This window comes from Kitasatospora sp. NPDC096204 (genome assembly GCF_044763205.1).
In the GTDB taxonomy this organism is placed as follows: domain Bacteria; phylum Actinomycetota; class Actinomycetes; order Streptomycetales; family Streptomycetaceae; genus Kitasatospora.
Genome location: NZ_JBIWFT010000033.1, coordinates 1 through 26,883, shown reverse-complemented (window position 1 = coordinate 26,883; position 26,883 = coordinate 1). Strand labels below are relative to the sequence as shown.

Genomic DNA, 26,883 nt, shown 5'->3' with positions numbered 1-26,883 from the left:
AGGCCCGAGATGCCCCTGTCAGTGAAGAGCCTGACCGAGACCCTGACCGCCGCGGCGAAGAAGGGCTCGTTGCTCATGCAGCCCGAGTACCTCCGACTGGCCCCGGCCGCCGGCCTGTTCAAGAGCCATCTGAAGGACGGCGCGCTACAGCTGGACCCCGTCCGGGTCGAAGGGCTCACGGTCACCGGTCCCCTGTCGCTGTCCGGCGGGAGCACGGCACCGTCGACGGTCCGCTTCCTGACCGACCCGGCAGGCGCCACGGTGGTCGGCGTGCGGATCGACGCCGCCCTTCCCGGGGGCGGGACGGGACTCCCGAAGGAGGTGCGCAGGGGCCTGGTCCCGCTCGAACGCTTCGGCCTCGGCACCCTCCACCTGGTGCTCGGCGTCGAACCGGGAGTGGACAGGACACCGCAGGCGCTGGTCGGAGCGGGAGCCGAGCTCGACTTCCCCGACTCCAAGGCCCACCCCAAGCCCTACGTGTGGGGGTATCCGCCGGCCAAGGGGAACATCTGGCTGTTCCAGGCCGCGTTCGATCCGGTGGCCCTCACCGGGCTCGACTCCCTCCGCTCCTTCGCCTCGCTGGCCAAGGGCGGATTCGACCTGCCCTCCGACCTCGCGCCCGGCACGGGCCCGGCGCTCACCGCCCTGACGATCGGCTGCGTCGTCGACGGCGGCACCTCCGGGGGAGGCGGCAAGGACCGGATCCTGGCGATCCGGCCGACGGTGGTCCTGGGCCGGGAGTGGAAACCGGTGGAGGGGGTCACCGTGAAGGGCCTGCGGGCGGACTTCGCCGTGCTGGACCCCTTCTCCCACCCCCAGCTGCTGACCACCCTGGACGGCCGGGTCGAGCTCCCCGGCGGCGTGGCGGTCGAGGTCGAGGTGAGCCTGCCGGAGCGCTCGTTGAGAGGCGTCCTCACCGAGCCCCTCGACCTCGGGAAACTGGTGGCGGACCGCTTCTCCGGCATCCCCGTCCCGAAGACGCTGACCGTCGGCGAGCTCGAACTGTGGGCCGAGCTCGCGACCGGCGCCAACAACCGGGGCTACGGACTCGACCTCGCGCTCACCGAGGTCTGGAAGGTCACCGACGGCGTCGAACTCGCCGCGGTCACCCTCACCGTCTCGCACCAGGTGGGGCTCACGTACGCCGGAGTCACCGCCGAATGGCGGCTCGGCACCGGGGTGCTGGACGTCACGGGCACGTGGTCCTCCGCCACCGGGTGGGCCTTCGCCGCCCACGCGGTCGGGCTCCGGCCCGCCGACATCCTGAAGCACCTGGGCATCACCCCGCCCGAGCAGCTCAGGAGCCTGACCGTCGAGGAACTCGCCGTGGCCTTCGACACCCGTGGCCACTTCACCTTCGCCTGTGCCACCGGTGTCGACGTCGGCAGCACCGCCCTGTCCCTCGTCGTGTCCGTCATCGCCGACCGGACCAAGGGCAGCACCGCCGTCACCGGGAGATGCGGCTGGCCGTACCACTGGCCGACGGCACCGAACGCCTCCTGACCTTCACCGTCGACTACGCCAAGGATCCGACCGGCCGCGTGATCACCGCCCGCTGGAAGGGCACCCCGGGCATCACGGTCCGCGAACTCGCGGACGCGCTGGAGCTCGACCTCCTCCAGGACGTCCCCCAGGAGGTGCTGCCCACCCTCACCTCGCTCGGCCTGCGCTACGACACGGCGTCGAAGCACCTGCTCGTACTCGCGGAGACGAAGTCCGCGAGCGTGGCGTTCGCCTCCCTGCCCGGCTGATCCGGCCGGGCGCGCCCCGTCGGGTCCGGCCTCCTGCCCGGTCGTCGGTCAGCCCCAGTACCCGGTGTGCACGGCGGAGGCCTCCTCGTAGAGGTGCGGGCCGGAGACCTCCACGGTGCCGCCGCCGGCGGCGAAGACCTGGCGGCAGGGCAGGTCGAGCACCGGTTCGTCCGGGTCCACCCCGGCGATGGAGTTCAGGTCGGTGGCGGAGAGCGCGTAGACGACCTGCCGGATGCCGCTCCAGTAGATCGCCCCGGCGCACATCGCGCAGGGCTCGGTGCTGCTGTACAGGACGGTCCCGTTGAGCAGGTGCGGGGCAAGGGTGCGGCAGGCCTGCCGGACCAGGTTGGTCTCCGCGTGGGCGGTGACGTCGTGGTCCGTCAGCACGGTGTTCTCGGCCGTGAGCAGGACGCCTCCGGACGGGTCGGTCAGCAGCGCGCCGAAGGGGTGGTTGCCGTGGGCGCGGGCGGAGGCCGCGAGGTCGATGGCCGTGAGCAGGTGGGTGCGGGTGTGGTCGGTCACTGGCGGACTCCTCGGGGGCGGAAGGGGCGGGGCGAGCGCGGGCCGAACGCAGGACGCGGCCGATCCGCGCTCACTGCGGGTGAGCGGGCACGGTGACGACCGGGCAGTGGGCGCGGCGGAGCAGGCCGTGGGGCACGGAGCCGAGGCGCATGCCGGTGAAACCGCCGTTGCCGCGCCGGCCGACGACCACGGCGAGGGCGTGCTCGGCGGCGCGGGCCAGCTCCTCGACCGGGTGGCCGTGCACGACCTCGTGGGTCACGGTCACGTCCGGGTGGTGCTCGTGGCGTCCCGCCGTGGATTCGAAGAGCAGGCGGTGCAGCAGCTGCTCGGTGGCGGGCTCGTCCGCGCTGCCGACCAGTGGGCGCTGCCAGACCCACAGGACGCGCAGTGCGGCCCGGCGCTCGTCCGCGTACGCGAAGGCGAAGTCGACGGCGGGTTCCGAGGACGGGCTGCCGTCCACGCCGAGCACCACGTACGGCGGGTCCTGGGTGGTGTGCTCGGGGTCGCGGACCACGACCACCGGGCAGTGCGCCTGGGCGCTGACAGGCACGGCCACCGAGTACGTGCTCAGCGCCTCCTCCACCCGGCTCAGCCGCCGGGAGCCGAGGACGACGAGCGAGGCCCGGCGGGACTCCCGGCACAGCGCGGGCGCCGGGACGTCCTCGGTCACGGTGGAGGTCACGGCCAGCCCGGGATGGCGCTCCCGGGCGACGGCGGCGGCCCGGTCGAGCGCCCGGTCGGCCCGCTCGCGCAGGGCCTTGTGGTAGCGGCCCTCGTCGAACGGCCGGAACTCGCGGTACAGCGAGGGCACGGCGTGCACCAGCCGCAGCGGCAGGCCCTTGCGGGCCGCCTCGTCGGCGGCCCAGGCGGCGGCCATCGAGCCGGTGTCGTGGGCGTCGACGCCGAGGACGACGGGACCGCCGGGGTTGTCGGAGCTTGCGGACGTCATGGTGGTCCTCCTCGGCCGGTGAGGCGTCGCCGTCGGTGACTCTCGGTATTCGACCGGCTCGGTACGGGGACGGGCCCGTGGACCCGGCCGCCCGTACCTTCCGTACTTCCATGGCACCACCGAACGCCGACTTCGGCAGGGTCCGGCCGGTCCCCGGTGCAGGGCCTGCGGTGCCACGCCGGGGGCGTCCTGGCCGGTCAGGCGAGCGGTACCCGTGCCAGAGCCGCCCGCACGGTGGCCGCGAGGTCACCGACGTGGACGCCGAGGTCGCGCAGGTGCCGGGCGGTCTCCTCCACGGGCAGGTCGACGCACCGGGCGATGCGGACGAGTTGGACGAGCCGCATCGGCGGGTCCTTCGGGCCCGGCATCACCAGATCGTCGGCCGTCAGCAGGCGCAGCGCCGCCCCCTGGGTGAGGCCGGGCGGGAGGTCGTCGCGGGACACGCGCAGGCCGTAGGAGCGCAGCCGGGTCGCCAGTTCCCTGGGACGTCGGCCCAGGTCCCTGGCGGCCAGGACCAGCAGGTAGAACGGGATCTCGTCGTCCGGGCTCAGCCAGAACCACCAGACATCGTGCAGTTCGTCCGAGACGCTCTGGGCCATGTCCTCGTAGCGGAACAGCTCGCGGTCGAGTTCGGTCTGGCGCTGTGGCAGGACCATGCCCGTTCGCACCCCGTACGCGGCCAGCCGGCTGGTCAGTACCCGCAGGCTGAGCCCCAGGTTCTCGGCCACTTCCATGAGCTGGTGGAAGGTCGGGGCACGGTCCGTCCGGAAGGGCGACCAGTCGACCTCCCACTCACCGGCCAGCAGGTCGAAGTCGTCCAGTGACTCCCGGCAGGTCGGCTGTGGCGGCAGGGTGAATCCGAGGTGCTCGTACTCGGCTCGGACGTCGTCGGCGGACAGGCCCGACCATTCCTGGGCGGACATCAGCTGCCAGGGGGAAAGGGGCCCGTCGGCACTCACCCACGGCCACCTCCCGTCGTGGTCCCGACTGAGCCAGTCGAGATACGTCTGGTCCAGCCGCTCGGGGAACGCGAACGGTTCTACTGCCAGGCCGTAGCGTTCGAGTCGACGCCGTATCTCCAGGGGGCTCAGTCCGGTCCGCAGAGCGGCTTGGGCAACGTGGCCGGGTGGCACGGATCCGTCGTCCCAGATCTGCCTGTATTCACCGATCTCGCCGTCCTGGTAGAGCAGTTGGAGGTCCACCTCGTCAGGGGAGCCTTCCGGCAGATCCCCGGGCACGACGGTTATGCCGTACTCCCGCAGCCGCGCCGCCGCTTGTGCGGCGCTCACTCCGAGCGCCGCGGCGACCTCCAGCAGGTCACCGACCGTTTTGAACGAGCGGCGGCGACCGTGCCGGTCGTCGAGCCAGAGGCCCGAACCGTCCCGATCATCCGGGTCGTCCGTCTCGGCGACGACGAGGTCGTCCACTCCGAAGAGTCTCCGCCGTTCCGCCGGGCCGGCCGGAGCGTAGCCGAGCCGTCGAGCGGCCGTGAACACGTCCGACCGGATGGTCTCACCGAAACCACGATTTGCGGTGAGCACCTCCAGGTCCGACGGCCAGGCCGTGGCCACCTGGCGTGGTTCAGCCAGTTCCGGTACCAGTTCGACGAGTTGACGCAGCAGATCGGTGCGTCCGTGGGCCAGCGTCCGCCAGAGCAGGATGTGGTCAGGAAGCGAATGGAAGGACGACGCCGTCGGTCGCGGCGTGCGGTTGTTGGCTGTCAGGAGGCCGTTGTGGATCGCCTGGTCCAGCGGGAACCAACCGGCCGAAGCGAGAGCCGTCGGTCGCCCGTGCTCACCGAAGCCGGCTCCCGACTCGTACATCGCCTCCGCCACCAGATCAGCCGTCCGCGGGCTGGCCTCGGTGACGTTCCGCAGCCACGTCGGGGTGACGAACTTCGCTCCGCTCGCCACCAGGGCGGGTGCCGCGCCCGCCAGCAGTTCCTCGACGCGGGGGGACACGTCCTCGAGCACCGTGAGGCGGTCAGTACTGAGGTGTCTCGGGGCGTAGTCCCCGCACAGGTTCACCATGGCGCCCCGGCCGCCTGACAGCACCCCGGTGCGCTCGCGCGGTTCGATCCGAAGGCCGTCCACCAGCAGTTGGCCGCCGTCCCTGCACCAGATCACCTGCGCGCCCTCGGGACTGTCGGCCCATTCCACCAGGTGGTCGTGCATCGTGTCGTCCGTCGGTCCGGTCCCCGACGGTCCGAACACCCCCGGCTTCCACTCCCCTCTCCGCCCGCCGTGCCGCGCCGCCGTCGGGAACTCGGCGATGCACAGCACCTTGGCGAGGGCGTCCAGCCCGGACCAGGAGCGGAGCCGCTCCCGCAGGTAGAGCCGCACCCGGGTGCCGGGCCTGCTGCCGTGCTCCTCCTTCTCGACGATCCGGAACAGGTGGTTGGGCCCGAGGATGTGCGCCTCGACCAGTGGCCCTGGCATGCCGTCGAGCCCCATGCGGCAGGACTCCACCCGGATCTCGTCCGCGAGCATGAAGTACGACAGGACGCCGATGCCGAACCGGCTGTTGGGGTGGAGCCGCACCGGGGGTTCGACGCGTTCCCACTGCGCCCGCTCCAGCAGGAAGTCGGGCTGTTCGGCGAAGCGGGCGCCGGCGTTGGAGAACACGCCGCGCAGTTCCGCCTCGCCCATGCCGATGCCGTCGTCGGTGCACTCCAGGTACTCGCGGCCGTCCTCGTCGACGCCCTGGACGAAGTCGATCCGGCCCTCGTAGGGGTGGAAGGGCCGGCCGGAGCGCTCCAGGTACTGCGTCCTGGCCCTGCGGTAGCGGCAGGCGTCCAGGGCGTTCTGGTAGAGCTCGCGTACGGCGAGGTCGCGGTCCTTGTAGAGCTGGGTGCCGGTCAGCAGGCCGCGCACCCGGCGGTCGTCGAGCCGGAACCGCGCGCCGCTGGTGAAGGTCCCCTGCGCCGGGACGACGCCGTCGGCGGAGATCCGCGTGGGCAGGGGCGGCATGGGCTGGGCGATCCGGTCGGGCACGGCGCGCCCGACGGCGAGGAGCAGCCCGTCCAGACGCGCCGCGTGCTCGCGCAGGGCCTCCACGACGGCCTCGTGCTCGCAGACCGCCTTGAGGACCGGCAGCTCGGGGGAGCCGCCCCACGCCGTCGCCGTCAGGGTCCGCCGCAGCCCGTCGAGGTCGACCGGGTTCGGGACCCCGATGTGCTCGACCACCGTGTCGGGGAGCACGGCGGGTTCGATCGCGGCGCCGTACGCGACGGCCAGCAGCAGGCCGGCCCGCCGCTCGCGGATGCGCTGGCGGCCGGGGCCGGGCAGGAGTTCGTCGGCTTCGAGCCGGCCGAGGTGCTCGGGGTTGCAGATGTCGGCGCCGATCCGCAGGCCCGCGAGGAGCCTGGCCAGGCGCCGGATGCCCACCGCCTCGGTCAACGGGCCGCTCTCCGCCGTGAGTTCGGCGTCGAGGTCGACCAGGGCCGTCATCCCCTTGTCGTCCTGCGCGAGCCAGCGGCGGTACAGCCACCACCCGGTCGCCGCCGCGGCCTGCGGGCGCAGTTCGGCCCGGTTCACCAGCAGGTCGTGACCGGCCAGGAAGGCCTGGTAGCCGGCGCGCCATCCGGTCGCTCCGCGCCGCGGCCGCAGGTCGGTGGGGTCGGCGTCGAGCCGGGAGGACAGGAGCAGGAGCTGGTGGGTCTGGTAGAGGTAGGGCAGCAGGACGAGCAGCCCGGCCTCGGCCGGGTAGAGGTCGAGCACACCGTCGGGCTCACCGAGCAGCCACTCCACGCGGTCCGCGAACCGCGTCGCGAACCCGGGGTCCGCCCACGGGTCTCCGGCGGTGCGCCGCTCGGCACCGCCCCGGACGGCGGCCAGCCGCTCGGCCAGCCGGGCCGCGTGCCACCGATGGGGACCGGCATCGCGCTGCGCCGTGTGGGCCCAGATCCCGGAGTCCAGGACGGCGCGGACCCACGGGTCGCTCGACGGGGCGGGTTTGGCCGGGGCGGAGGCTGTCTGGACCGTCATCGAATCGACGTGGCCGACCTGGACGACCGTGCTCTGGGTCCCCCCGTCGATGGTGTTCGTGACGTTGTACTGGTCCACCCGCTGTCCCTCCCCGGTCACCGCGTGGGGGACAGCTTAGGTGGACGGGGCGGGTGGCCGTGGTACGGGTGAACAGCGGCCCGTGCCGGCCCCGGAGACCACCGGGAGCGTGGGCGGCTCAGTGGAGGAAGTAGTCGGGGGTTCGGACGGACAGCGTCGACGCCAGCTTGCGCAGATCGGCTTCGGTGTTCTCCTTCCCGTCCGCCGACATGACGATCAGGTGGTCGTCGCGGCGGACGAAGTAGAAGACGACGTAGGGATTGGCCCTGCGCCAGGTGTCCGGCGAGACCTGTTCGCAGCCTTCGGCTCTGACCGTGCTGCCGAGGCTCGTCGCATCGCAGACGGGCGGTCTGAAGGCGGACGTCACGGGCTCCACGGTCACCCGGATGGCCCAGCGGTTCAGGTCGTCGGGGTCGACGCCCGGCCGGTCGGGCAGCAGGAGGAAGCCGAACCACGAGCCGGGCTTGCTGGTCAGCGGAGTCCGCACGCGGTAGCCGGCGACATCGGGTGCGTACAACGGCACGCCCACGTCGGCGAGTTCGTTCCGGGCGCGCTCGTCCGCGCGGTGGTTCCCGACGAGCGCCGAGAGCGGCCAGAGCAGGGCGAGGACGACCAGCAGCACGACCCGGCGCCGCCGCAGCAGCGGCCCGGGCGCGGTCAGGGCGGCCGCGACCGCGAACAGCACCGCCTCGGCGAGTGGCAGCAGTCCGTCCGGCAGGCTCCGGGCTCCGGCCCGGTTCTCGAGCTCGAACTGCAGCCAGGAGAGGACGACGGCCGCGGCGGCCACCCGCCAGGCCGGCCGGACGTCCGCCAGCCGCAGTGCCAGCCAGCTCGTCAGGAAGGCGAGGACGGCTGCCACCGGGGCGAGCAGCAGCGCCCACCCCAGGCAGCTCCAGCCCTGCTGCGGATCGCACGGGAGGAGGCGCTGCCACGGCAGTGCGGCGAGCAGGAGCGCCACCGCGCCGAGCCCGGCCCCCACCAGCGCCGACCTGGCCGTCCGGGATCCCACGACCGCCCGCCACCAGGCGATCCCGCCGATCCGCCGCGACGTCCCCCAGGGCATGCCCACGCTCCCGCCGTCCCCTCCGCGATCTCGCTCCGGCGGCCGATTCTGTCGCACGGCCGCCGGGGACGGCCTGAGTACGGGTACTCAGGTTCGGCGGACCAGGGCGGACCAGGGCGGACCAGGGCGGACCACGGCGGCGCGACGGCCGTTATTCGGTGGGGCGTCGCGGTCCGGCCGGTTAGGCTGGCGGGCATTTCCCGGGGAGGAAACGATCGATGACTGTGCTCTCGCTGCTGCCCGTCAGCACCGAACGGCTCCTGCTGCGTCCGTTCACGCCGGATGACCTCGACGACCTGCACGCCTTCCAGAGCCTGCCCGAGGTCGCCCGCTACCTCTACCGGCCGCCGCTCACCCGGGAGCAGTGCGTGCAGAGCCTGAAGCGGCGGGCGGCCGGCACCGCGTGGTCCGAGGACGGCGACGACCTGGCGGTCGCCGTCTGCCCGGACGGCGAGGCGAAGGTCGTCGGCGAGATCGTGATGAAGCTCGCGAGCGCGGCGGCCCGCCAGGTCGAGATCGGCTGGAGCTTCAACCCGGCGTACACCGGCCGGGGTTACGCGACCGAGGCGGCGCGCGCGGTGGCCGAGCTGGCCTTCGCCGAGCTGGACGCCCACCGGCTCTACGCCCGCCTCGACGTGCTCAACACCGGGTCGATGCGGGTCTGTGAGCGCCTCGGCATGCGCAGGGAGGCGCACCTCGTCGAGAACGACCTCGACGGCGGGCGCTGGGGCAGTGAGTACGTCTACGCGACGCTCGCCCGGGAGTGGAAGGCCGAGCAGGCCTGACCGGCGGTCAAGAGGCGCCTCGCGCGGGGAGCGTAGGTTCCGGCCCGAGCCGGAACCGACGCTCCCCGCGGCGTCCTCAGGGGGTCACCGTCACCGTGATGGTCTCGGGGTTCCCGCTGTTGCCCTGGTAGACGGTGTCACCGCTGTAGACGGCCGTGATGACGTGCGCGCCGGTGGTCCGGAAGAAGACGACGCGCCCCGCGGCGGCGCAGTTCCCGACGTTGAGGACCAGGCGGGCCGTGCCCAGGGCGGTGCCGGTCGTGGTGTCGGTGAACGTCACGGTGCCGGTGGGCGGGGTCGTGGCGCCCGTGCCGGCCGGGCAGACCAGGTCGTCGAGCACCACCGGCCGGCCGAGCCGGGAGTTCTGGGGCAGCGCGATCAGGCGCGTGTTCACCGGCTTGCCCGGAGTGGTGTAGCTGATGGTCACGCTCGCGGCGGTGCTGGTCACCGTGGGGCCGGTGCCGCCGGCGGGGACGAGGGACGACCCGCCGCCGCCACCGCCCGCGCTCCCGAACGGAGTGGTCAGGCCGTTGAGGCTGGCACCGCCGCCGCCACCGTAGTAGCCCCCGCCGCCCGCTCCGCCCGTGCCGGCACCACCGTTGCCGCCGGTGCCGAGCGTGCCGGGCGCGCCGTTCGTGCCGCCGGTGGCCACGCCGCCGGCCCCGCCCTGGGTGGCCGTGCCCGCCCCGCCGCCCGTTCCCCCGTTGCACGTTCCGTTCGCGCCCGCCTGACCGGCGTCCCCGCCCTGGCTTCCCGGGCACGAGGAGCTGAAGACCTCGCCGGCCCCACCGCCGCCCGCGGCCACGAGGAGGCGGGAGTCGGTGGTGGTGAGGGGAGTGGTGCGGGGCTGGGTGCGGACGTCGGAGGCCCCGCCTCCGCCGCCGCCGAAGCGGGTCGTGCCACCGCCGTTGAAGCCGCCGAGGCACGGCGAGAACACGTAGCAGGCGGAGGTGTCGAGCGTGGGGGTGCCGCCGACCTCGACGTAGAGGGTCTGACCCGCGGACAGTCCGGTGAGCGTGCCCGCGACCTGCGCGCCACGGCCGCCGGGCGTGTTGTTGACACCCTCCAGGCCGCCGGCCGCGCCGATCGCCGTGACGTCGACCTGGGTGACGCCGGCCGGGACGGTGAACGTCTGCTCGGCGCCGGTGAAGGCGAACGTACAGGTGGTGGTGGGGCCCGAGACCGTGCAGGAGCCCTGCGCGTGGGCGGTCCCGGACAGCGCCACCGGGGCGAGGCCGGCGACACAGAGCATGCCGGCCACGGCGGCCAGCGCGGGTCCGCTGCGACCGGCCGAACCGGTACGGGGCCTGATGGCCGTCGCGTTCGGCTGACCGGCGGCGGCCGGCGGTGAGAACTTCACGATCTGCTCCCGGAAGGGGGAAGGAGGGGATCTTGCGGCAGGGGGCGCCTGCCCTCCGACACTGTGGATCAGAGCGCTCGAGCCCCGGACCGCAGCCGATCTGACACACCGTCGATTCACCCCGGCGGTGTGCGATCCGGGTCACCCGGTGCCGTCCTCCCCGCAGCCGCGGGGAGGACGAGGGGACATCCGACCCCGAGCCATGGCGCCTGTGACGTGTCCGAGGCCGCCCGGGTCGCAGCGGGCGGTTCTGCGGCCCCGCCGATCGGCGGGGGCGGCGCCCCGTCGATCGGCGGTATCGATGCGTCGTATGCGAGTGGAACGATCTGAGCGGTCATCAGTTGCGGGATGGCCGAGCCGCCCTCGGCCCTCACCGGCGGGGCGGCCGGCTTCCGGGGGGAAGAACCGCAGGAACCGGGGGGGACCACGCGGCAGGTGTTTCGGCCTGCCCGCGTGCGTCGACGCGTCGGCCGGCGATCGACCACTCACGCGCGAACCGACGCGGACGACGCGAACGGTGCGGTGCGGGCGACGGATCAGCAGGGGCCGTGCTCGGCCCGTGAGCTGACCGGGCGTCGGCCCGCACGATCGCGCCGTCCCGAGGCAGCGCGCGCTCCTGGTGCTCCCGTCCGGACGCCGGGCGGCTCATCTTGCGGCCACCATCCAGGAGAACAGCCACTCCCATGCAGACCAGATTACCGATCCGCTCACGCCGGGCGCGCCGCGCCGTGGCCAGGGTCCTGAGCATCACCGCGATCGCCACGGCGATGTCCCTGGTGACCTCCGCGGCGCACGCGGCGCCCGACCGCCCCGCCGCCCCGGCCGACGTGCCCGCGGCGCCCGCCTTCGCGGTCAACGGCGAGGTCGCCCACTACGACTACGAGTGGAGCGACGAGAAGACCGCGCCGAACCTCATCGACGGCGGCCCGCGCGCCGTCCACCACAACGGCGCGCACGCCGGGCCCGGGACCGACAACGAGGTCATCTGGGGGATCCCCGGCCACACCGTCCGCTCGCTCCGGCTGGACGGCACCAACCAGTACGACTCCGTCCCGCTCACCGTGCCGACCGACCAGTCCTTCACGGTCTCCGCCTGGGTGCAGCTCGACAAGAAGCCGGACGCCTCGTACTCGGTGGTCACCGAGGGCGGCAGCCGGGTCTCCGGCTTCTACCTGAAGGTGAACCCGGACGGCAAGCCGCTGTTCGGCATGCCGCGGGGCGACTCGGAGACCGTCGGCTGGGACACCGCGGACGGCACCGTCGCACTGACCGAGAAGAGCGGCTGGACCCACCTCACCGGCGAGTACGACGCCGCGGCCGGCGTGATCCGGCTGTACGTCAACGGCGTCAAGGTCGCCACCACCCCGCACACCGTCACCTGGAAGGCCACCGGCGAGCTGAACATCGGCCGCGGGATGTGGGCCGGCCAGCCGGGCGACCACCTCCCCGGGCGGATCGCCGACGTCCGGATCTGGCAGCGCGCGCTGTCGGACGTCGAGGCGTCGAACGTGGCGATCGCCGACAGCGTGGTCCGCGAGGACCGCTGCTCGCTGGCTGTCGCGCTGCACGCGGGCGGACCCAAGGTCAAGGCGCTGACCGCCAAGGCCCTGGCCGGCACGGTCGCCGACGTCCGCAACGCGGCGAACAGCGGGTGGGGGTACGGGCCGATCGCGGCCGCCTCGGTGGACGACCAGCGCGACCAGCGCGCGATCCAGGACGCCGAGCTGGCCCGCGAGGGCGCCTGGACGGACATCACCAAGCCGTTCGCGGTCTCCGGCCCCGACTACATGTCCTTCCTGAACAAGCCCGGCTACGGCGCTCCGATCTGGGCCTTCCTGGGCGACGGCAAGCTCGTCGACCCGACGGGCCCGCCGAAGCCCTCCCAGGCCGCCCTGGACCGGGCGATCGCGATCTACCAGGAGCGCCGGGCGGCGGCCGGGAACAACGGCGGGCCGAGCTGGTACGGGTTCTTCGTCAACGAGGACGTCCTCAAGCGCCTGTCGGCCTACCAGATCGCCCGCTTCATCCGGCTCGGCGGTCTGCCCACGGTCGCCCCGGCGAAGGACTCGGTGGAGTTCCGCACCGAGGTCGAGGACCTCAAGGCCCAGTGGGCCGGCTGCGACGCGAGCGACCCGCTCGACCCGCAGCACATCCTGAACGAGGTGGTGGCCACCGCCAGCGCCGAGTGGCAGGCCGAGCTGGGTGACCAGGCCAAGCAGCGCGGCGACATCGTCTCCGCCGACCTGACGGCCTACCAGGACCTGCGGACCGCCACCAGCGCGATGGTGGAGGCCCAGGGCCAGGCGTTCATCGTCAGCCGGATGCTGGTCTTCCAGAAGTACTGGCAGGGCAAGTCGTCGAACGACCCCAACTATCCGAAGCCGCAGACCTTCGCCAACGCCACCGCGGCGATGGCGAACGCCCGGAACGCGATCAGCGCCCAGCTGGCGATCGCCCGACAGGCCGCGGCCTCCGCCAAGGCGCAGGCCGACCGGGCGACCGCCGCGCAGACCGAGGCCGGGAAGATCGCCGAGTCCGGCGGCACCCCGTACGGCCGCGGACTGACCCACGCGCTGCAGTCGGCGCAGGTCACCAAGGCATCGGCGGCGGCCGCGCAGACGGCGTCCAAGGCGATCGAGACCACCCTGAACGCGGTCGCCGCCGGCCAGGCCGACAGCGCCGCGCTCTACGCCCTGGCCGACACCCAGACCCACGCCACCCAGGCCGAGTTCCAGCGCGCCGTCGCCCAGGAGGCCGCGGACCAGGCCAAGGCTGCCGCCGCCGCTGCCGCGGCCCAGGCCGACCAGGCGGCCCAGGCCGCAGCCCGGGCCAAGGCCGACCGGGAGCAGGCGCAGCAGGCCGAGCGGGACGCCAAGGCGGCCGCCGACGACGCGCACGCCAAGCGGGCCGTCGCCGAGCAGGAGCGCGCCAACGCGGCGGCCGCACGGCAGAAGGCCGACAGTGAGCGGGCCAAGGCGGCCGCCGCCGAGGCCGAAGCGACCCGGAAGCGGGCCGCCGCTGCGACCGCGCTGAGTGCCGCCGAGAGCGCAGGGAAGACCGCGGCGGACAAGGAGAGTGCCGCGAAGACGGCGGAGGCCCAGGCCTACCTCGCCCGGGACGCCGCCGCGGCGGCGGAGGCCCGCAAGGACGCCGCCACCGCCCGGCAGAAGGCCCTGGAGGCCGCCGCCGACGCGGCCGTCGGCAGCGCCGACGCCAAGGAGAGCCGACAGGCGGCGGACCAGGCGAAGGCCGCCGCCGCCCAGGCCACGAGCGCGGCCGGCGGCGCCCGGGCCGCGGCCGACGAGGCCGGCCGCAGCGCGATCGCCGCCCGGGCGGCGGCCACCGAGGCGACCGGCGCGGCCCAGCGGGCCCAGGCCGCCTCGGACGCGGCCCAGGCCGACGTGGCCGTCACCAGCGCGGCCGCCTCCACCGCGCACGCCGCCGCGGCGGACGCGATCGCCGCCTCCGAGCAGGCCGCGCAGAACGTCAAGAACGCGGCCGAGCAGGTGAAGGTGGCCGCTGCCGCCGCACTCAAGGCCGAACTGGCGCAGAAGGCGGCCCAGTTGCAGGCGGCCCAGGCCGCCGCCGACAGCGCCCGCGCCGCCGGCCGGGCCCACGCGGCCTCGCTCTCCGCGCTCGCCGCCCGGGACACCGCGGCCGCGGCGATCACGGCAGGGAACCAGGCGATCGCGCTCGGCACGCCGTACCGGGAGACCGACTCCGCGGCCGCTCTGGCCGTACTGGTCGGCCAGAGCGGCAAGACCCTGGCCCAGCAGCAGAACGACGCCGCCCAGGCCCGTGCGGACGAGGCGGCGAAGGCCGCCGCCACCGCGGCCGCGCTGGCGGCCAAGGCCGGCAGCGACGCCAAGGCGGCCGCCCAGGCCAGCGCGAACGCGGCGGCCGACACCACCAGGGCGCTCGCCTCGCTGCAGCAGGCGCGCGCCTCGGCAGCCCAGGCGGCGAACGAGGCCGCGGCGGCGAAGGTCGCCGAGACCAACACCGCGAAGTACGACGAGCAGGCCCACGTCGACGCGTTCGCCGCGGCGGCCGCCTCGACCGACGCCGCGAACGAGGCCGGCGCCGCCCGGGCCGCGGCCACGGCGGCCGAGCAGGACGCCGCCACCGCGCGCAACACCGCGACCGCGGCGGAGGCCGACGCCGCCAGGGCCCGTGCCACCGCCGAGCAGGCGGACAAGGCGGCGACCGAGGCCGAGAAGGCCGCGGCCAACGCCCAGGGCGCGGCCCAGCAGGCCGACCAGTCGGCCCAGCGGGCCGAGGAGCAGCAGCGCAAGGACGAGCAGGCGGCGCAGGCGGCCCGGGCCGCCCAGGTGACGGCCGGACCGGCCGACACCGGCCCGGACCTCAGCGGGAACGACGAGCAGCTGCTGCTGGCCCAGTGCGGTCAGAGCTGCGTCGACGAGTTCCGCAAGGCCAAGGCGGACGCCGCCAAGGACGTCCTCGACTGGGTGAAGGAGAACGGCGGGGAGATCCTGCTCGACGTGCTCGGGGTCACCGACGCCAAGAAGTGCTTCACCGAGGGGGACGTCGAGGGCTGCCTGTGGACGGCGCTCAACGTGGCGAGCCTGGTGGCCGTGGTCGGCAAGCTCCCGGCCGTCAGCAAGGCGGTCATCCGGATCGGCGAGGGCATCGGGAAGTTCTTCGAGGAGTCCGTGGCGGCCAAGCGGGCCATCGACCGCCTGCGCAAGGTGATCGAGGACGCCAGGAAGGCCGCCGAGGGCGAGTGCACGCTGGAGCTGGCCGCCGAGGGTGCCTCGGGCGTGGTCTCCGCCGCGTTCCTCAGGCCCGAGGGCGCACCGGCCGGCAGCCTGCGGCTCGCCGCGGGGAAGAAGAGGTTCTGCGGCATCAAGCGGGCAGCGGTGCTGCATGACGACTTCTGCGCCAAGGGTTCGCACATCAACCTGCTGAACGGCGCCGAGGTGGCCCTGCGCCCCGACGAGAAGGGCAGCATCCGGGGCATCGTCGGGCGGCCCGCGCCGCGGGACGCCACCCAGGCGGAGATCGACGCCGTGATCGACATCATCAAGTCCGACAAGTCGCTGCGGGAGGAGATCAAGTCGGTGGCGAGGGACGCCATGCGCATCTTCAACACCCCGGGCAATCAGCCCGGCACCTGGGGCGGCGGCTGGAGCTGCTCCACCAACCGCGCGCTGGAACTGAAGTTCCTGATCGACGCGCTGGAGCGGATGGGCTGACGGTGCGGTGATCAGGACGCGCTGATCAGAGCGTGTCGATCGGAGCGTGTCGATCGGAGCGTGTTGATCGGAGCGTGTTGATCAGGGTGCGGTGCGGCCTTCCCTCCGGGGCGGGCCGCACCGCATCCGATTTTTCCCGCCACTTCGCTGTGCCATCATGAACACATGGAATTTCTCCGGGTGTTGACGGAATTCGGATCGGCCGCGAGGCTCGGCGGAATCCGACCGCTGGATGGTCTGGCCGACATCGTCGAACGGCTCGGACCGTTCGAGAAATCCGGCCGGATCAACCAGAGGCGACGCTGGCCGCACTGGTTCGGCTACGGTGACGTCACCTTCGAATCCTGTCAGTGCCGGATCGTCAACCGCCTTTCACTGCGCACCTGGTACGAATCGGTCCGGATTCCGGCCGGCCCACCGGGGGAATTCCGCACCTTTCCGACCGGCGTCCGATTCGACCGGCTGGCCGACGCGTTCGCCGGAGCCGGCCTCGAATGGCGGGAACTGCACCGCTCGGACCGCGAGTTCGCCTTCGCCACCCAGGCCGCCGAACTCCCCGGAGTGAGTGTCGCCTTCACCTTCACGGCCGATGACCAACTGCTCTACAGCGTCCACGCCACCGAATCCGGCCACCTCTGCCACCCGCCGGCGCCCGGCACCCCGGAGGACGGCTTCGGCCGCTGACGCCGCGCGGCGTCCGGCGCGCCCGGGGTGGACCCTCCCATGGCGGGAGGGTCCACGATGGGCCCGTGCGAGACCAGGACGACTTCCTCACCATCGGGCGCTTCGCCCGCCTCTGCCGGCTGAGCGTGAAACAGCTCCGCCACTACGACGACACCGGCCTGCTGCCCCCGGCCAGGGTCGACCCCGCCACCGGCTACCGCTACTACGCCCCCGGGCAGGCCCGCGACGCGCTCACCGTCGCGCTGCTGCGCGAACTCGACGTGCCGCTCGCGGTGATCGCCGCGACGCTGGCGGCCTCCGAGCCGGACCGGGCCCGACTGCTGGGCGCCGAACGCGACCGGGTCGCCGAGCGGATCGTCCGGGACCGGGCCCGACTGGAGCTGCTGGACCGCCTTGCCGCCGGCGGCGGACTGCCCGGGTACGAGATCGTCCTCGGGCGGGAGCCGGAGCGGCGGCTCGTCGTCGTACGGGCGGTGGCCGGGCCGGGCGAGCTGGGGGAGCGGACCGGCGGGTGCGTCGGACGGCTGCTGGCGGGCCTGCGCGGCACGCCCTGGCGGCCCCCGCTGTGGGGCCTGTTCCCGCTGGACCTCGGCGACGGCATGCGCATCGCGGTCGGCGCCGAAACGGACGTGACAGACGTGCCAGGCGCGCCAGGCGTGGCGAAGAAGGGTGGCGGGGCCGACGGGCTGGAGTGCGAGCTGCTGCCCGGCGGGCCGGTGGTGGAGACGGTCCACCACGGCCCGTACTCCCAACTGCCGCTCGCCTACCACGCGTTGCTGGCCGCCGTGCACGAGCGCGGACTGTGGCCGCTGGCACCGGCGCGGGAGGCGTACCTGGTCGGACCGGGGGAGGCCCCGGCGGAGGAGTGGACGACCCGGCTGGTGGTCCGGGTCGCCGAGGAGCGGACGGAGGAGGCGGCATGACCGAGCCGTGGGGTGGCCTGCACTGCGAGACGACGGCGCTGGACGTGCTGCTGCGCCACGAGGGCGTCGAGCTGTCCGAGCCGATGCTGTTCGGGCTCGGGGCCGGGCTGTCGTTCGTCTACTGGGACGCCAAGGGGATGGACTTCCCGTTCCTCGGCGGCCGGGTGAAGCCCTTCGAGCTGACCCGTGCCCTGGCGGCCCGGCTCGGGCTGCGGCTGGACGTCCGGGAGACCGCCTCCGCCGGGCGGGCCTGGCGCAACGTGGCGGAGGAGCTGGACGCCGGACGCCCGGTCGGGCTCCAACTGGACAGCCACCACCTGGAGTACTTCACCTCCCGGGTGCACTTCGGCGGGCACGTGGTCGCGATGCGCGGCTACGACGCGAAAGACGCCCACCTGGTGGACACCGCGCAGCAGGGCGGCGCGGTCACCACCAGTCTGGCCTCGCTCGCGGCGGCGCGCGCCGAACGCGGACCGATGACGGCCCGCCACCGCTCCTTCACGCTCGCCCGGAACGGCGAACTCCCGGACGTGCGGGCCCTGCTGGCCCCGGCCATGGCCGACTGCGCGACGGCGTTCCTGCATCCGCCGATCGCCAACCTCGGCCACCGCGGCATCGCCAAGGCCGCCGCCCTGGTGCCGGGCTGGCTGACCAGGGCGGACCGGCCCGGCGACCAACTGCCGCAGGCCGCCCGGATGATGGAGCTGGCCGGGACGGGCGGCGCGCTGTTCCGCAACCTGTACCGGGACTTCCTCGCCGAGTCCGCCGAACTGCTCGACGACGCCCGGGTGCGGGCCGCCCGTGACGGGTACGCCGAGGCCGCGGCGGGTTGGACGGAGGCGGCCCGGCTGATCGGCGCGGCGGGAGAGTCGGGGGACGCGGCGCCGCTGGAGCGGGCCGGCGGGCTGCTGGGCGAGCTGGCGCGGATCGAGCGCGAGGCGATGGGGCGGCTGGCCCGCCTGGGCGGCTGAGGCCGGGCCCTGCCGTCGCGCCGTCCTGCGGCCCTACCGTCCTTCGTCCCGCCCGCTGTGCAGAGCGGCGCCGTAGGCGAGCAGGATGCTCAGCGCCGCGTAGTCCGAGCCGGGGCGGCGGACGGGCACGAACACCTCCAGCCGGTCCCCGTCGGTGCGGTAGCCCTTCTTCGTCGCGCGCGCCGACAGGGCCCGGCTGCCGACGTGCGCGGCCAACCCCTGAACGTCGAGCCGGACGCCGCTGCCCGGGTTCGCGGAGACGACGGCGATCCGGGACCAGGCCACCGGCCCGGTGAAGGGGGCGAGCGTCATCCCCTCGGCGGTGAAGGTCAGGGCGCCCCAGTGGAACGAGCCGCCCGCGCCGAGCTCGTCGACGAGGCGTTGCGCACGGGCCTGGCCGACGGCCTGCGCCGCCGCCGAGACGAAACGTCCGCCGGTCTCGGGGTTCGGCCTGGAGATCATCCTCCAGAAGCCGCACTCCTCGCGGACCTTGATGTAGTCCAGGCCCCTGACCCGGATCCGGCCGCCCGTGTACGGCCGGATCACGGTCTTGAGCACGTCGTGCGAGTGCGCGAAGTTGATGTGGACGGACACCCGGGTCGACTCGACGGACGCGATCTCCTGCCACGCGTACCGCAGCGTGCGGCGCCCCGGCCGGCGCAGCTCGAAGCCGTGCTCGTACTCCCGGATCCGGATCCTGGCGTGCCGCACGCACAGGGCGAGGCACAGCACGTCCGCCACGACCACCGCCCGGAACGCGAGGCGGAACGAGGAGTCCTCGTCGTAGTACTTGCCGACGAGGGTGCACATCACGATGAACACGATGAGGAGCATGAAGAACGCGCTCAGGGGCCTGCGCGCGTAGCCTCCCTGGTAGGTCCACACCCGCTGCCCCAGCCGCCCGGTCCGCTCCGACCCCGCCGCCGTGCCTGTTGACAACGCACACCTCACTCGATCGCCCGATACCGCGGTTGTCGAGTCTCGGACGGGTTCGCGCGACGGGTCAACGGGAGAACTACTCAATTCCCGTGCGTCCGTAAGATGGCGACCCATGGAAACGGGGGCAGCCACCGGGACGTTCGCCGGCCTCGACGTCGCACTGACACCGCTGATCGGGCGGCGGGCGGAGATCGCCCGGATCGCCCGACTGCTCTCCGGCGCGCGCCTGGTCACGCTGAGCGGAACCGGTGGCGTGGGCAAGACCCGGCTGGCGCTGCGCGTGGCGGCGGGCGCGGCGCGCTCCGCCTTCCCCGACGGCGTGTACGTCGCCGAACTCGCCGACCTGCGGGACCCGGAGCTGCTCGCACCGAGCGTCCTCGGCACCCTCGACGCGGCGAACCCGGGCCGCCCCGGCGCCGATGCGGCGGCCGTCCTCGCCGCCCGGCTGCGCGAGCGGCGCGCCCTGCTGGTCCTGGACAACTGCGAGCACCTGCTCGACGCGTGCGCCCGGCTCACCGACACGCTGCTGCGGGCCGCGCCCGGACTGCGTGTCCTGGCGACCAGCCGGCAGCCGCTCGGCATCGCGGGCGAACAGGTCTTCCCCGTCGAGCCGCTGCCGGTGCCGGACCCGGGCATGGGCGCAGGCGCGGACGGGGGCGCGGGCGCGGACGGGGGCGCGGGCGCGGACGTGGGCGCGGGCAACGGCCTGCGCGCCCTGAGCGGCAACCCGGCCGTCGCGCTGTTCACCGACCGGGCCGCCGCCGTGCTGCCCGGGTTCACCCTGACCAGGCGCGACGCCGCCGCCGTCGCCGAGCTCGTACGCCGCCTGGACGGGCTGCCCTTCGCGATCGAGCTGGCCGCGGCCCGCATCCGGAGCCTGACACCGCAGGAGATCCTGGAGCGGCTCACGGACCGGTTCGCGCTGCTCACCGGGGGGAGCAGCGTCGCCACCGACCGGCAGCGCACCCTGCGCGCGCTGATCGACTGGAGCCACGACCTGTGCACGGCGCGCGAACGGCTGCTCTGGGCGCGGGCCTCGGTGTTCCGCGGCGGCTTCGACCTGGAAGGCCTCGAACAGGTCTGCACGGACGCCGAACTGCCGCCCGCCGCCCTGCTCGACGCCCTGGACGGCCTGGTGGCCAGGTCGATCGTCAACTGCCGTCAGGTGAACGGGCGTTCGCGCTACCACATGCTGGAGACGGTCCGGGAGTACGGGCACGAGCGGCTGGCCGCCTCCGGCACGCTCGACGCGCTGCGCGGCCGCCACCGGGACCGGTACGCCGAGCTGACCGCACGAGCCGGGCGGGAGTGGTTCGGGCCCCGGCAGGTCGACTGGTTCACGCGGCTGCGCCTGGACCACCCGAACCTGCGCGCGGCCCTGGAGTTCTGCCTGGAGCGGCCCGGGCAGGCGCGGGCCGGCCTGGCCCTGGCCGTGTCGCCCCGGCACTACTGGATCACCGCGGGCCTGCTGCCCGAGGGGTGCCACTGGCTGTCACAGCTGCTCGCCGCCGACCGCGCCCACGGCGACGACGGCGATGCCGCCGGCCCGGACGCCGCCGTCCGCGTACAGGCCCTGGTCACCGACACCTACCTGCGCATCCTGCGGGGCGACCCGGAGGACGAGGTCCGCCGCGCCCTCGCCGCCTGCGAGGCGGCGGCCGGCCGGGGCGGACACCGGCGGGAGTCGGCCTGGGTGCGGCACCACCACGGGATCCTCGCCGTCTGGCGCGAGGACTTCGCGAACGCCGCCGAGCTGTTCGCGCGGGCGCACAGCGAGTTCCGCGCGCTCGGCAGCCTCGACGCGGCCCTGGAATGCCGGGTCAAGTCCGCCATCGCGAACGCCTACGGAGGCGAGGCCGCCGTGGCCGACGAGGCGTGCCGGGAGGTCGAGGAGGCCGCCCGCGCGCACGACGAGTCATGGCTGCGCGGCATGGCCCTGCTCGCCCGCGCCCTGCTGGCCCTGCGCGCCGACGCGCCCGCCGACGCGATCACGCACGCCAGGGCGGCCATCGCCCGGCTGCGCCCGTTCCAGGACTGGTGGGACGTGGCCATGTGCGTGGAGGTCATCGCGTGGAGCACCCGGGACGACCCGCGGCGCACGGCCAGGCTCCTGGGCGTGCTGCACCTGCTGTGGGAGTCGCTGGGCGGGCGGCTCGGCGCGGCGCCGTTCATGCGCGTCCGGCACCTGCGCTTCGCCGCCGCGGCGCGGGAGGCGCTGCCCGCCGCCGCCTTCGACCGGGAGTTCCGCCGCGGCGCGCGCGCCACCGTGGACGAGGCGATGGCCTACGTCCTGGACGACGCGGCCGGGGTGCCGGGACTGACGCGGCGCGAGAGCCAGATCGCGGAACTGGTCGCCGAAGGCCTCACCAACAAGGACATCGCGGCGCGCCTGACGATCGCGCAGCGCACCGCGGAGAACCACGTCGAACGCATCCTGGACAAGCTGGGGTTCGCCTCGCGCACCCAGCTGGCGGTGTGGACGTACGAGCAACGCGACGAACCCGCCGGGAGTCGGCGGCCTGGGCCCACGGACCGGGCGCCGGCGGACCGACGCCCCGAGCCCTGACCGGGCACCGGCCCACCGTGGAGAATCACGCCATGCGCATCCTGATCGTCACGACCGGTTCCCGCGGGGACGTCGCACCGTTCACGGGCCTGGGCCGACGCCTGGTGGAGGCCGGGCACCGGGTCGCCGTGGTCGCCCATCCGACCTTCGCGACGCTGGTCGAGTCCTGCGGCCTGGAGCACCGACCGCTCCCGGGGGACCCGGAGGGGCTCATCCGTGACAGGGCCCGGGCGACGTCCCCGGAGGAGGTCCGCGCGGTGACGGCCGCGTTCGTGGACGGGCTCGCCGACGGCGTGGCGGATGCCGTGGCCGGCGGGGCCGACCTGCTGCTCACCGCCTTCGCCCCGTCGCCGTTCAGTCTGACGGCCGGGGAGGCCCACGGCGTGCCCGTCCTCGGCACGTACCTCACGCCCGCCTTCGCCACCAGTCGGTTCCCGCTGCCCGGCCCCGCCGGCGGCGGGGACCTGGGGCCGGAGGGCAACCTCGCCGCCGGCCAGGAGCGGCTGCGGAGCGCGGAGCGGCTGTTCTCGGGCGCCGTTGCCCGGCTGCGCGAGCGCCTCGGCCTGCCCCGCACCACCTCGCCGGAACCGCTCGGGCACACCCGTCCGGTCGTCCACGGCTACAGCCCCGTGCTGCTGCCGCGCCCGGCGGACTGGCCGGCCCCGGTCGAGGTCGCGGGCTTCTGGTGGCCCGCCCGGCCGCTCGGCTGGCAGCCCCCGGCCGAACTGGTCGACTTCCTCCGGGCCGGTCCGGCGCCGGTGTTCATCGGCTTCGGCAGCATGGCACCGGGGGAGGGGGAGCGGCTCGGTGAGCTGGTGACGGCGGCGGTGCGGCAGGCGGGGGTGCGCGCGGTGGTCCAGGCGGGCTGGGCCGGGCTGAGGGCGGCGGGTGACGGCGTCCTCTCCGTCGGCGACGTGCCCCATGACTGGCTGTTCCCCCGTACGGCTGCCGTCGTCCACCACGCCGGAGCGGGCACCACCGGCGCCGGGCTGCGCGCCGGAGTCCCCGCCGTCCCGGTGCCCGTGATGGCCGACCAGCCGTTCTGGGCGGCGCGGCTGCACCGGCTGGGGGTCGCCCCGGAGCCCGTGCCGTTCGCGGACCTCACCGCCGAACGCCTCGCCGCCGCGATCACGGCCGCCCTGGCCGAGCCGGTCCGCCGCCGCGCGGCCGCCGTCGCCGGGCTCATGGCGGCCGAGGACGGCGCCGGTGCCGTCCTCTCCCACGTCGCCCGGATCGCCGACGGCCCCGGCCGCTGAGCCCCGCCGCCCGTTCTCGCCGCCCGTTCCCGCCGCCCGTTCCCGCCGCCCGTGCTCGTGGGCCGTTCTCGTCGCCCGAGTCGTGCAACCCCTTCCGCGGTGCGGGGGTGAGTAGGGCAGAGCGGTGGTCCGGTCGGGCCGTCGCGTGGACGCGAAGAGGAATCGGATGACCGCGAGCACACTGCACATCCCACACATCCCGCCGGAGGACCGGCCCCTGTCCGTCACGGCACCGGCGTCCGCCGACGGCCCCGGCCCGCGGGAGCCCGACTTCGAGGCGTTCGCCGCCACGCGCTGGCGGCGGCTGGTGCGCACCGCCTACCTGCTCACGGGCGACCACCACGAGGCCGAGGACGTGGTGCAGGCGACGTTCGCGAAGGTCTTCAGGAACTGGTCCCGGATCAGCCGCCTGGACGAGCCGGACGCCTACGTCCACCGGGCCCTGGTGAACAACAACCTGAGCCGTCACCGGCGGCGCCGGGTCAGGCAACTGCTGGTGCCCGTCCTGCCCGACCGGGCGTCCACCGCGGGCGGCGGCCACCGCGAGGTCGAGGAGCGCTCGGTGCTGCTCCAGGCGCTGGCCGAACTGCCGCAGCGCCAGCGGGCCGTGGTCGTCCTGCGCTACTGGGAGGACATGAGCGAGCGCCAGGTCGCCGACGTGCTCGGCTGCTCGCAGGGCAACGTGAAGAGCCAGGCCAGCCGGGGCCTGGCGAAACTGCGCGACCACCCGGCGCTCACCCCGTACGCCCCACAGGCCCTGCACGCGGTGGACACCGACTCGACGACCGACGGCACGAACGGAGGCAACAGGTGATGGACACCGAGGACATGGTGCGCGGCGCCCTGCGGGAAGAGGCGGCCCGGGTCGCGGTGGCGGACTGGTCCGCCGGGCCCGTGCGGGTCCACGTGCGCCGCCAGCGGCGCCGGGTGGCGATGGGTGCGTCGGCGGTGGTGGCCGCGCTCGCCGTGGTGGCCGGCACGGCCACGGTGCTGTCCGCGCAGCACGGGGGCCCGGCCGTCGGGCCGGCCTCGCAGGCTCCGCGGTTGCCGGAGGGGCCGGCTCCCGAGGCCGTGGTGGTGGAGCCCGGCCAACAGCTGCCGTTGGGCCGCCAGGACTGGTGGATGCAGCTGAAGGACCAGGAGGTCTGCATCCACGACGCCCCCGCGTACGGAAGCCGTCCCGGGTGCGGCGGCTACTCCTGGGCGGGGGGCGCGACCGAGATCGCCATGCAGTACTACGGGAACCCCCCGCAGTACCAGGAGGCCCTGTACAACCTCGTCTACCACGGGCCCGGTCAGGTGGCCCGGATGGCCGTCGAGGTGGGCGGCCGGTCGTACTGGGCCACCGTCGCCTCGCTCCCCGGCGACCCGGGCTACGCCACCGGCTACCTCTGGGGGCCCGGCGACGCGACTCCCCATGTCCGGGAGGCGGGCCCGCCCCAGAGCATCAGGATCGCCGCGTACGACGCCCAGGGGAGCGTGCTGGCGAGCAAGACGGTCTCGCTCTGAACCCGGCACGAGCAGCCCGCACCAGCGCCGTGCCGACGGGAGGTTAGCATCCACGTAGCCGCGATCCCACGGCTTCACGGCCTCCCGGCTTCACGGCCTCCCGGCCCGGACCACGCGGAACTGAGCGGAACTGAAAGGCGGAGACTGCCATGGGAGTCGAGATCCAGGTCGAGCCCCTGGGTGACCACGAGCACCTGGTTCGGGTCCGTGAGGGCGCCGTCGAGGCCGAGACCCGGATCCGGGTCACCGACGGTGTCCTCGACCTGCCGCAGGTCACCGGCGCGGACGAGACCAGGATCGTCCACGAGACGGTGGCCTTCCTCGTCGAGCGTCAGCCCGTCATCGACATCCCGCCGATGATCGACCTCGACGACCTCACGGACGCCTACGGCGCCCCTTACCTGGAGGACCTCGGCCGCCGCCTTGCCGCGCGATAGGCCGAAGCGTCGGCCCGCCCCGCCGCGCGGTGCCCCGCCGCGCGGCGGGACTCGGGCGGTCGGTCCGCGCCGCCAACGCGTCCGAGCCGGCCGTCAGTTCGGCCAACGACGCCGCGGGCGTCCAGATCGGCACCGGACTCCTCGGCCCCGGCGGCGGTTCCCTGCCCGGGTCGCCCCTTCCCGGTACGGCGCGCTGCTGGGGATCACCGAACGCGGCTGGAAGGCCCGGGGATACCGGATCACCGGCGTCAACCCCCGTCAGCCCGCCATGTTCGCCGCCACACCGGGCGGGTACGGCGTGTGCGTGATCTTCGGAGCCGCCGGCAACATCACCGTCCAGGCCACCGTCGGCCCCATCCCGGTCATCCGTGACCGCGACCCCTTCGGCACCTACGTGCCCGAGCCGACCCTGCCGGATGGGCGGCTCGACGTGTTCCCCCGGTACGAGGACCCGTTCTGGTCGTGCTGACGGGGCGTCCCGTGTCGTCGTCGTCGCGGCCGGCCGAACACGGCATCGATCTCAGGGTGTAGCCAGTACCACCCTCAAGACGGAAGCCCGCATGATCGAGCGTCAGGGCGGGGCCGGGCAGGATCGTGCCCGTGAACACCACCTCGAACCGCAAGCGCCGTATCGGCGTTGTCGCCATCCTGGGTCTCGCCGCATCAGTGGCCGCGACCGGCACCGGACTCGCCGCCACGACCCCGCCGTCCACCGTGCACGCGACCGCCGCCACGGCTGCCGCCGCGCCCACGCGGTCCTTCCAGGGCGCGCTCCCCGCGCCGACCGGCCCCTACGCCGCCGGCGAGGACGTCATCCACCTCACCGACACGAGCCGTCCCGACCCGTGGGTGCCGTCATCCGGCCCACGCCAACTGACCGTCACGATGGTCTACCCGGCCGTCCCCGGAACCGGGACCCCGGCCCCTTACATGACCCTCGGCGAGGCAGCCGGAGTCCTCCAGCGCCGGAAGCTGCCGGCGAGCGCCGGCGTCACCCCGCAGAACCTTTCCGGCGTCACCACTCACGCCTTCGGCGGCGCGCGGCCGCAGAGCGGCAAGTATCCGCTGGTGGTCCTCTCACCCGCGTACGAGAACCCGCGCATGACGCTCACCTCGCTCGCGACCGACCTGGCCAGTCACGGCTACGTCGTCGCGCTCGTCGGCCACACCAACGAGGACAGCGGCGAGACGCTGGCGAACGGCCAGACGTCGCCGTGCGCGATCTGCGATGGCCCGGCGGGGCTCGACTTCGACTCCCTCGCCGCCAGCCGTGCGCTGGACGTGTCCTTCGTCATCGACCAGTTGACGCATGGCAATACCGCGTGGCGCCTGGCACACCTCATCGACAAGCACGAGATCGGCATGGCCGGACACTCCATCGGCGGAGCGGCGGCCGCCGCCACGATGATCGCCGACCCGCGAGTACGGGCCGGAGTGAACATGGACGGCTCCTTCCACCCGGCCCCGATGCCCGGCCAGATCAACCGGCCGTTCCTCATGCTGGGTACGACCGACAACCTCTCGGCCGGTGGTGGCGGCAACTGGGGGCAGGCCTGGGCCGCCCTCGGCGGCTACAAGAAGTGGCTGGCGGTCGCCGGCGCCGACCACTTCAGCTTCAGCGACCTGGACCTGCTGGTGGAGGAGGCCGGGCTCCCGACGCCGCCCCTCTCCCCGGAACGCGGGGTGGTGATCACGCGTGAGTACGTGACGGCGTTCTTCGGCCGGACGCTGAAGGGGATCCACAGTCCGCTGCTGGACGGCCCCTCGCCGAACAATCCGGAAGTACTCTTCCAGCACTAGGTGTACTGACCACGGAGGTTGGTGACAGGGGTCACGGCGCTGTGATCTTGAAATGAGTGAGGGCCTTCTGGCCAGGTGTGGATTGCGACAT

General features: G+C 74.0%; 20 protein-coding genes. 14 read left to right on the top strand and 6 right to left on the bottom strand.

The window, feature by feature from the left end:
* Positions 1 to 9 precede the first annotated feature (9 nt).
* Together ACIQ87_RS29675 and ACIQ87_RS29670 are read left to right on the top strand one after the other, a co-directional pair.
* Complete coding sequence (locus tag ACIQ87_RS29675; protein ID WP_402412426.1) at positions 10 to 1,503, top strand: hypothetical protein; 1,494 nt, start codon at positions 10 to 12, stop codon at positions 1,501 to 1,503.
* Positions 1,458 to 1,751 (top strand): hypothetical protein, encoded by a 294-nt coding sequence (locus ACIQ87_RS29670; RefSeq protein ID WP_402412423.1) that lies wholly within the window; start codon positions 1,458 to 1,460, stop codon positions 1,749 to 1,751. The genes ACIQ87_RS29675 and ACIQ87_RS29670 overlap by 46 nt, the downstream gene beginning before the upstream one ends.
* Positions 1,752 to 1,799: 48 nt before the next feature.
* Here the strand turns inward: ACIQ87_RS29670 and ACIQ87_RS29665 are convergent, their stop codons facing one another.
* The 4 genes from ACIQ87_RS29665 to ACIQ87_RS29650 form a co-directional block, all read right to left on the bottom strand.
* Positions 1,800 to 2,273 (bottom strand): nucleoside deaminase, encoded by a 474-nt coding sequence (locus tag ACIQ87_RS29665; RefSeq protein ID WP_402412420.1) that lies wholly within the window; start codon positions 2,271 to 2,273, stop codon positions 1,800 to 1,802.
* A 70-nt stretch (positions 2,274 to 2,343) separates the two neighbouring features.
* A complete protein-coding gene (locus ACIQ87_RS29660) occupies positions 2,344 to 3,222 on the bottom strand; it encodes a universal stress protein (RefSeq protein ID WP_402412417.1) in 879 nt (292 codons plus the stop codon).
* Between the two features lie 197 nt (positions 3,223 to 3,419).
* Positions 3,420 to 7,307, bottom strand: a complete 3,888-nt coding sequence (locus tag ACIQ87_RS29655) for an ATP-binding protein (protein WP_402412414.1) — start codon at positions 7,305 to 7,307, stop codon at positions 3,420 to 3,422.
* A 97-nt stretch (positions 7,308 to 7,404) separates the two neighbouring features.
* The gene (locus ACIQ87_RS29650) at positions 7,405 to 8,349 is read right to left on the bottom strand and encodes a hypothetical protein (RefSeq protein ID WP_402412411.1); all 945 of its coding nucleotides are present in this window, start codon (positions 8,347 to 8,349) and stop codon (positions 7,405 to 7,407) included.
* Between the two features lie 218 nt (positions 8,350 to 8,567).
* Between ACIQ87_RS29650 and ACIQ87_RS29645 the strand changes: the two genes are divergently transcribed.
* Positions 8,568 to 9,134, top strand: a complete 567-nt coding sequence (locus tag ACIQ87_RS29645; RefSeq protein ID WP_402412408.1) for a GNAT family N-acetyltransferase — start codon at positions 8,568 to 8,570, stop codon at positions 9,132 to 9,134.
* 76 nt (positions 9,135 to 9,210) lie between these two features.
* On the opposite strand, the gene ACIQ87_RS29640 is transcribed toward ACIQ87_RS29645, so the two are convergent.
* Positions 9,211 to 10,494, bottom strand: a complete 1,284-nt coding sequence (locus tag ACIQ87_RS29640) for a glycine-rich protein (protein ID WP_402412405.1) — start codon at positions 10,492 to 10,494, stop codon at positions 9,211 to 9,213.
* 683 nt (positions 10,495 to 11,177) lie between these two features.
* Here ACIQ87_RS29640 and ACIQ87_RS29635 point away from each other — a divergent pair.
* From ACIQ87_RS29635 to ACIQ87_RS29620, 4 genes are all read left to right on the top strand, one after another.
* Positions 11,178 to 15,707, top strand: a complete 4,530-nt coding sequence (locus tag ACIQ87_RS29635; protein ID WP_402412402.1) for a LamG domain-containing protein — start codon at positions 11,178 to 11,180, stop codon at positions 15,705 to 15,707.
* Between the two features lie 165 nt (positions 15,708 to 15,872).
* Positions 15,873 to 16,391: a hypothetical protein gene (locus ACIQ87_RS29630; RefSeq protein ID WP_402412400.1), complete on the top strand. Its 519-nt coding sequence runs from the start codon at positions 15,873 to 15,875 to the stop codon at positions 16,389 to 16,391.
* A 65-nt stretch (positions 16,392 to 16,456) separates the two neighbouring features.
* A complete protein-coding gene (locus tag ACIQ87_RS29625; protein WP_402412397.1) occupies positions 16,457 to 17,314 on the top strand; it encodes a MerR family transcriptional regulator in 858 nt (285 codons plus the stop codon).
* A complete protein-coding gene (locus ACIQ87_RS29620; protein WP_402412395.1) occupies positions 17,311 to 18,285 on the top strand; it encodes a BtrH N-terminal domain-containing protein in 975 nt (324 codons plus the stop codon). The genes ACIQ87_RS29625 and ACIQ87_RS29620 overlap by 4 nt, the downstream gene beginning before the upstream one ends.
* Before the next feature lie 33 nt (positions 18,286 to 18,318).
* Here ACIQ87_RS29620 and ACIQ87_RS29615 read toward each other — a convergent pair whose 3' ends face one another.
* On the bottom strand, positions 18,319 to 19,224 hold the full coding sequence (locus tag ACIQ87_RS29615; RefSeq protein WP_402412393.1) for a hypothetical protein: 906 nt from the start codon (positions 19,222 to 19,224) through the stop codon (positions 18,319 to 18,321).
* Between the two features lie 112 nt (positions 19,225 to 19,336).
* Between ACIQ87_RS29615 and ACIQ87_RS29610 the strand changes: the two genes are divergently transcribed.
* From ACIQ87_RS29610 to ACIQ87_RS29580, 7 genes are all read left to right on the top strand, one after another.
* Positions 19,337 to 21,790 carry an ATP-binding protein gene (locus tag ACIQ87_RS29610; RefSeq protein WP_402412390.1) on the top strand — a complete coding sequence of 818 codons (2,454 nt, stop codon included), beginning with the start codon at positions 19,337 to 19,339 and terminating at the stop codon, positions 21,788 to 21,790.
* Positions 21,791 to 21,822: 32 nt separating this feature from the next.
* Positions 21,823 to 23,046, top strand: coding sequence for a glycosyltransferase (locus ACIQ87_RS29605; RefSeq protein ID WP_402412387.1), 1,224 nt, complete (start codon positions 21,823 to 21,825; stop codon positions 23,044 to 23,046).
* Positions 23,047 to 23,212: 166 nt separating this feature from the next.
* Complete coding sequence (locus tag ACIQ87_RS29600) at positions 23,213 to 23,860, top strand: SigE family RNA polymerase sigma factor (RefSeq protein ID WP_402412384.1); 648 nt, start codon at positions 23,213 to 23,215, stop codon at positions 23,858 to 23,860.
* Positions 23,860 to 24,555, top strand: coding sequence for a hypothetical protein (locus ACIQ87_RS29595; RefSeq protein WP_402412382.1), 696 nt, complete (start codon positions 23,860 to 23,862; stop codon positions 24,553 to 24,555). The genes ACIQ87_RS29600 and ACIQ87_RS29595 overlap by 1 nt, the downstream gene beginning before the upstream one ends.
* 149 nt (positions 24,556 to 24,704) lie before the next feature.
* Positions 24,705 to 24,992: a hypothetical protein gene (locus tag ACIQ87_RS29590; protein WP_402412379.1), complete on the top strand. Its 288-nt coding sequence runs from the start codon at positions 24,705 to 24,707 to the stop codon at positions 24,990 to 24,992.
* Between the two features lie 304 nt (positions 24,993 to 25,296).
* Positions 25,297 to 25,461: a hypothetical protein gene (locus tag ACIQ87_RS29585; protein WP_402412376.1), complete on the top strand. Its 165-nt coding sequence runs from the start codon at positions 25,297 to 25,299 to the stop codon at positions 25,459 to 25,461.
* A 131-nt stretch (positions 25,462 to 25,592) separates the two neighbouring features.
* Entirely contained in the window at positions 25,593 to 26,792 is a 1,200-nt protein-coding gene (locus tag ACIQ87_RS29580; protein ID WP_402412373.1) for an alpha/beta hydrolase family protein, read from the top strand.
* Positions 26,793 to 26,883: the final 91 nt, after the last annotated feature.

Bases quoted from the DNA above. Each gene is read 5' to 3' on its own strand.
- ACIQ87_RS29600 (WP_402412384.1), top strand. From the start codon at position 23,213: ATGACCGCGAGCACACTGCACATCCCACACATCCCGCCGGAGGACCGG.
- ACIQ87_RS29605 (WP_402412387.1), top strand. From the start codon at position 21,823: ATGCGCATCCTGATCGTCACGACCGGTTCCCGCGGGGACGTCGCACCG.
- ACIQ87_RS29620 (WP_402412395.1), top strand. From the start codon at position 17,311: ATGACCGAGCCGTGGGGTGGCCTGCACTGCGAGACGACGGCGCTGGAC.
- ACIQ87_RS29610 (WP_402412390.1), top strand. From the start codon at position 19,337: ATGGAAACGGGGGCAGCCACCGGGACGTTCGCCGGCCTCGACGTCGCA.
- ACIQ87_RS29670 (WP_402412423.1), top strand. From the start codon at position 1,458: ATGCGGCTGGCCGTACCACTGGCCGACGGCACCGAACGCCTCCTGACC.
- ACIQ87_RS29660 (WP_402412417.1), bottom strand. From the start codon at position 3,222: ATGACGTCCGCAAGCTCCGACAACCCCGGCGGTCCCGTCGTCCTCGGC.
- ACIQ87_RS29590 (WP_402412379.1), top strand. From the start codon at position 24,705: ATGGGAGTCGAGATCCAGGTCGAGCCCCTGGGTGACCACGAGCACCTG.
- ACIQ87_RS29635 (WP_402412402.1), top strand. From the start codon at position 11,178: ATGCAGACCAGATTACCGATCCGCTCACGCCGGGCGCGCCGCGCCGTG.
- ACIQ87_RS29595 (WP_402412382.1), top strand. From the start codon at position 23,860: ATGGACACCGAGGACATGGTGCGCGGCGCCCTGCGGGAAGAGGCGGCC.
- ACIQ87_RS29675 (WP_402412426.1), top strand. From the start codon at position 10: ATGCCCCTGTCAGTGAAGAGCCTGACCGAGACCCTGACCGCCGCGGCG.
- ACIQ87_RS29645 (WP_402412408.1), top strand. From the start codon at position 8,568: ATGACTGTGCTCTCGCTGCTGCCCGTCAGCACCGAACGGCTCCTGCTG.
- ACIQ87_RS29630 (WP_402412400.1), top strand. From the start codon at position 15,873: ATGGAATTTCTCCGGGTGTTGACGGAATTCGGATCGGCCGCGAGGCTC.
- ACIQ87_RS29650 (WP_402412411.1), bottom strand. From the start codon at position 8,349: ATGCCCTGGGGGACGTCGCGGCGGATCGGCGGGATCGCCTGGTGGCGG.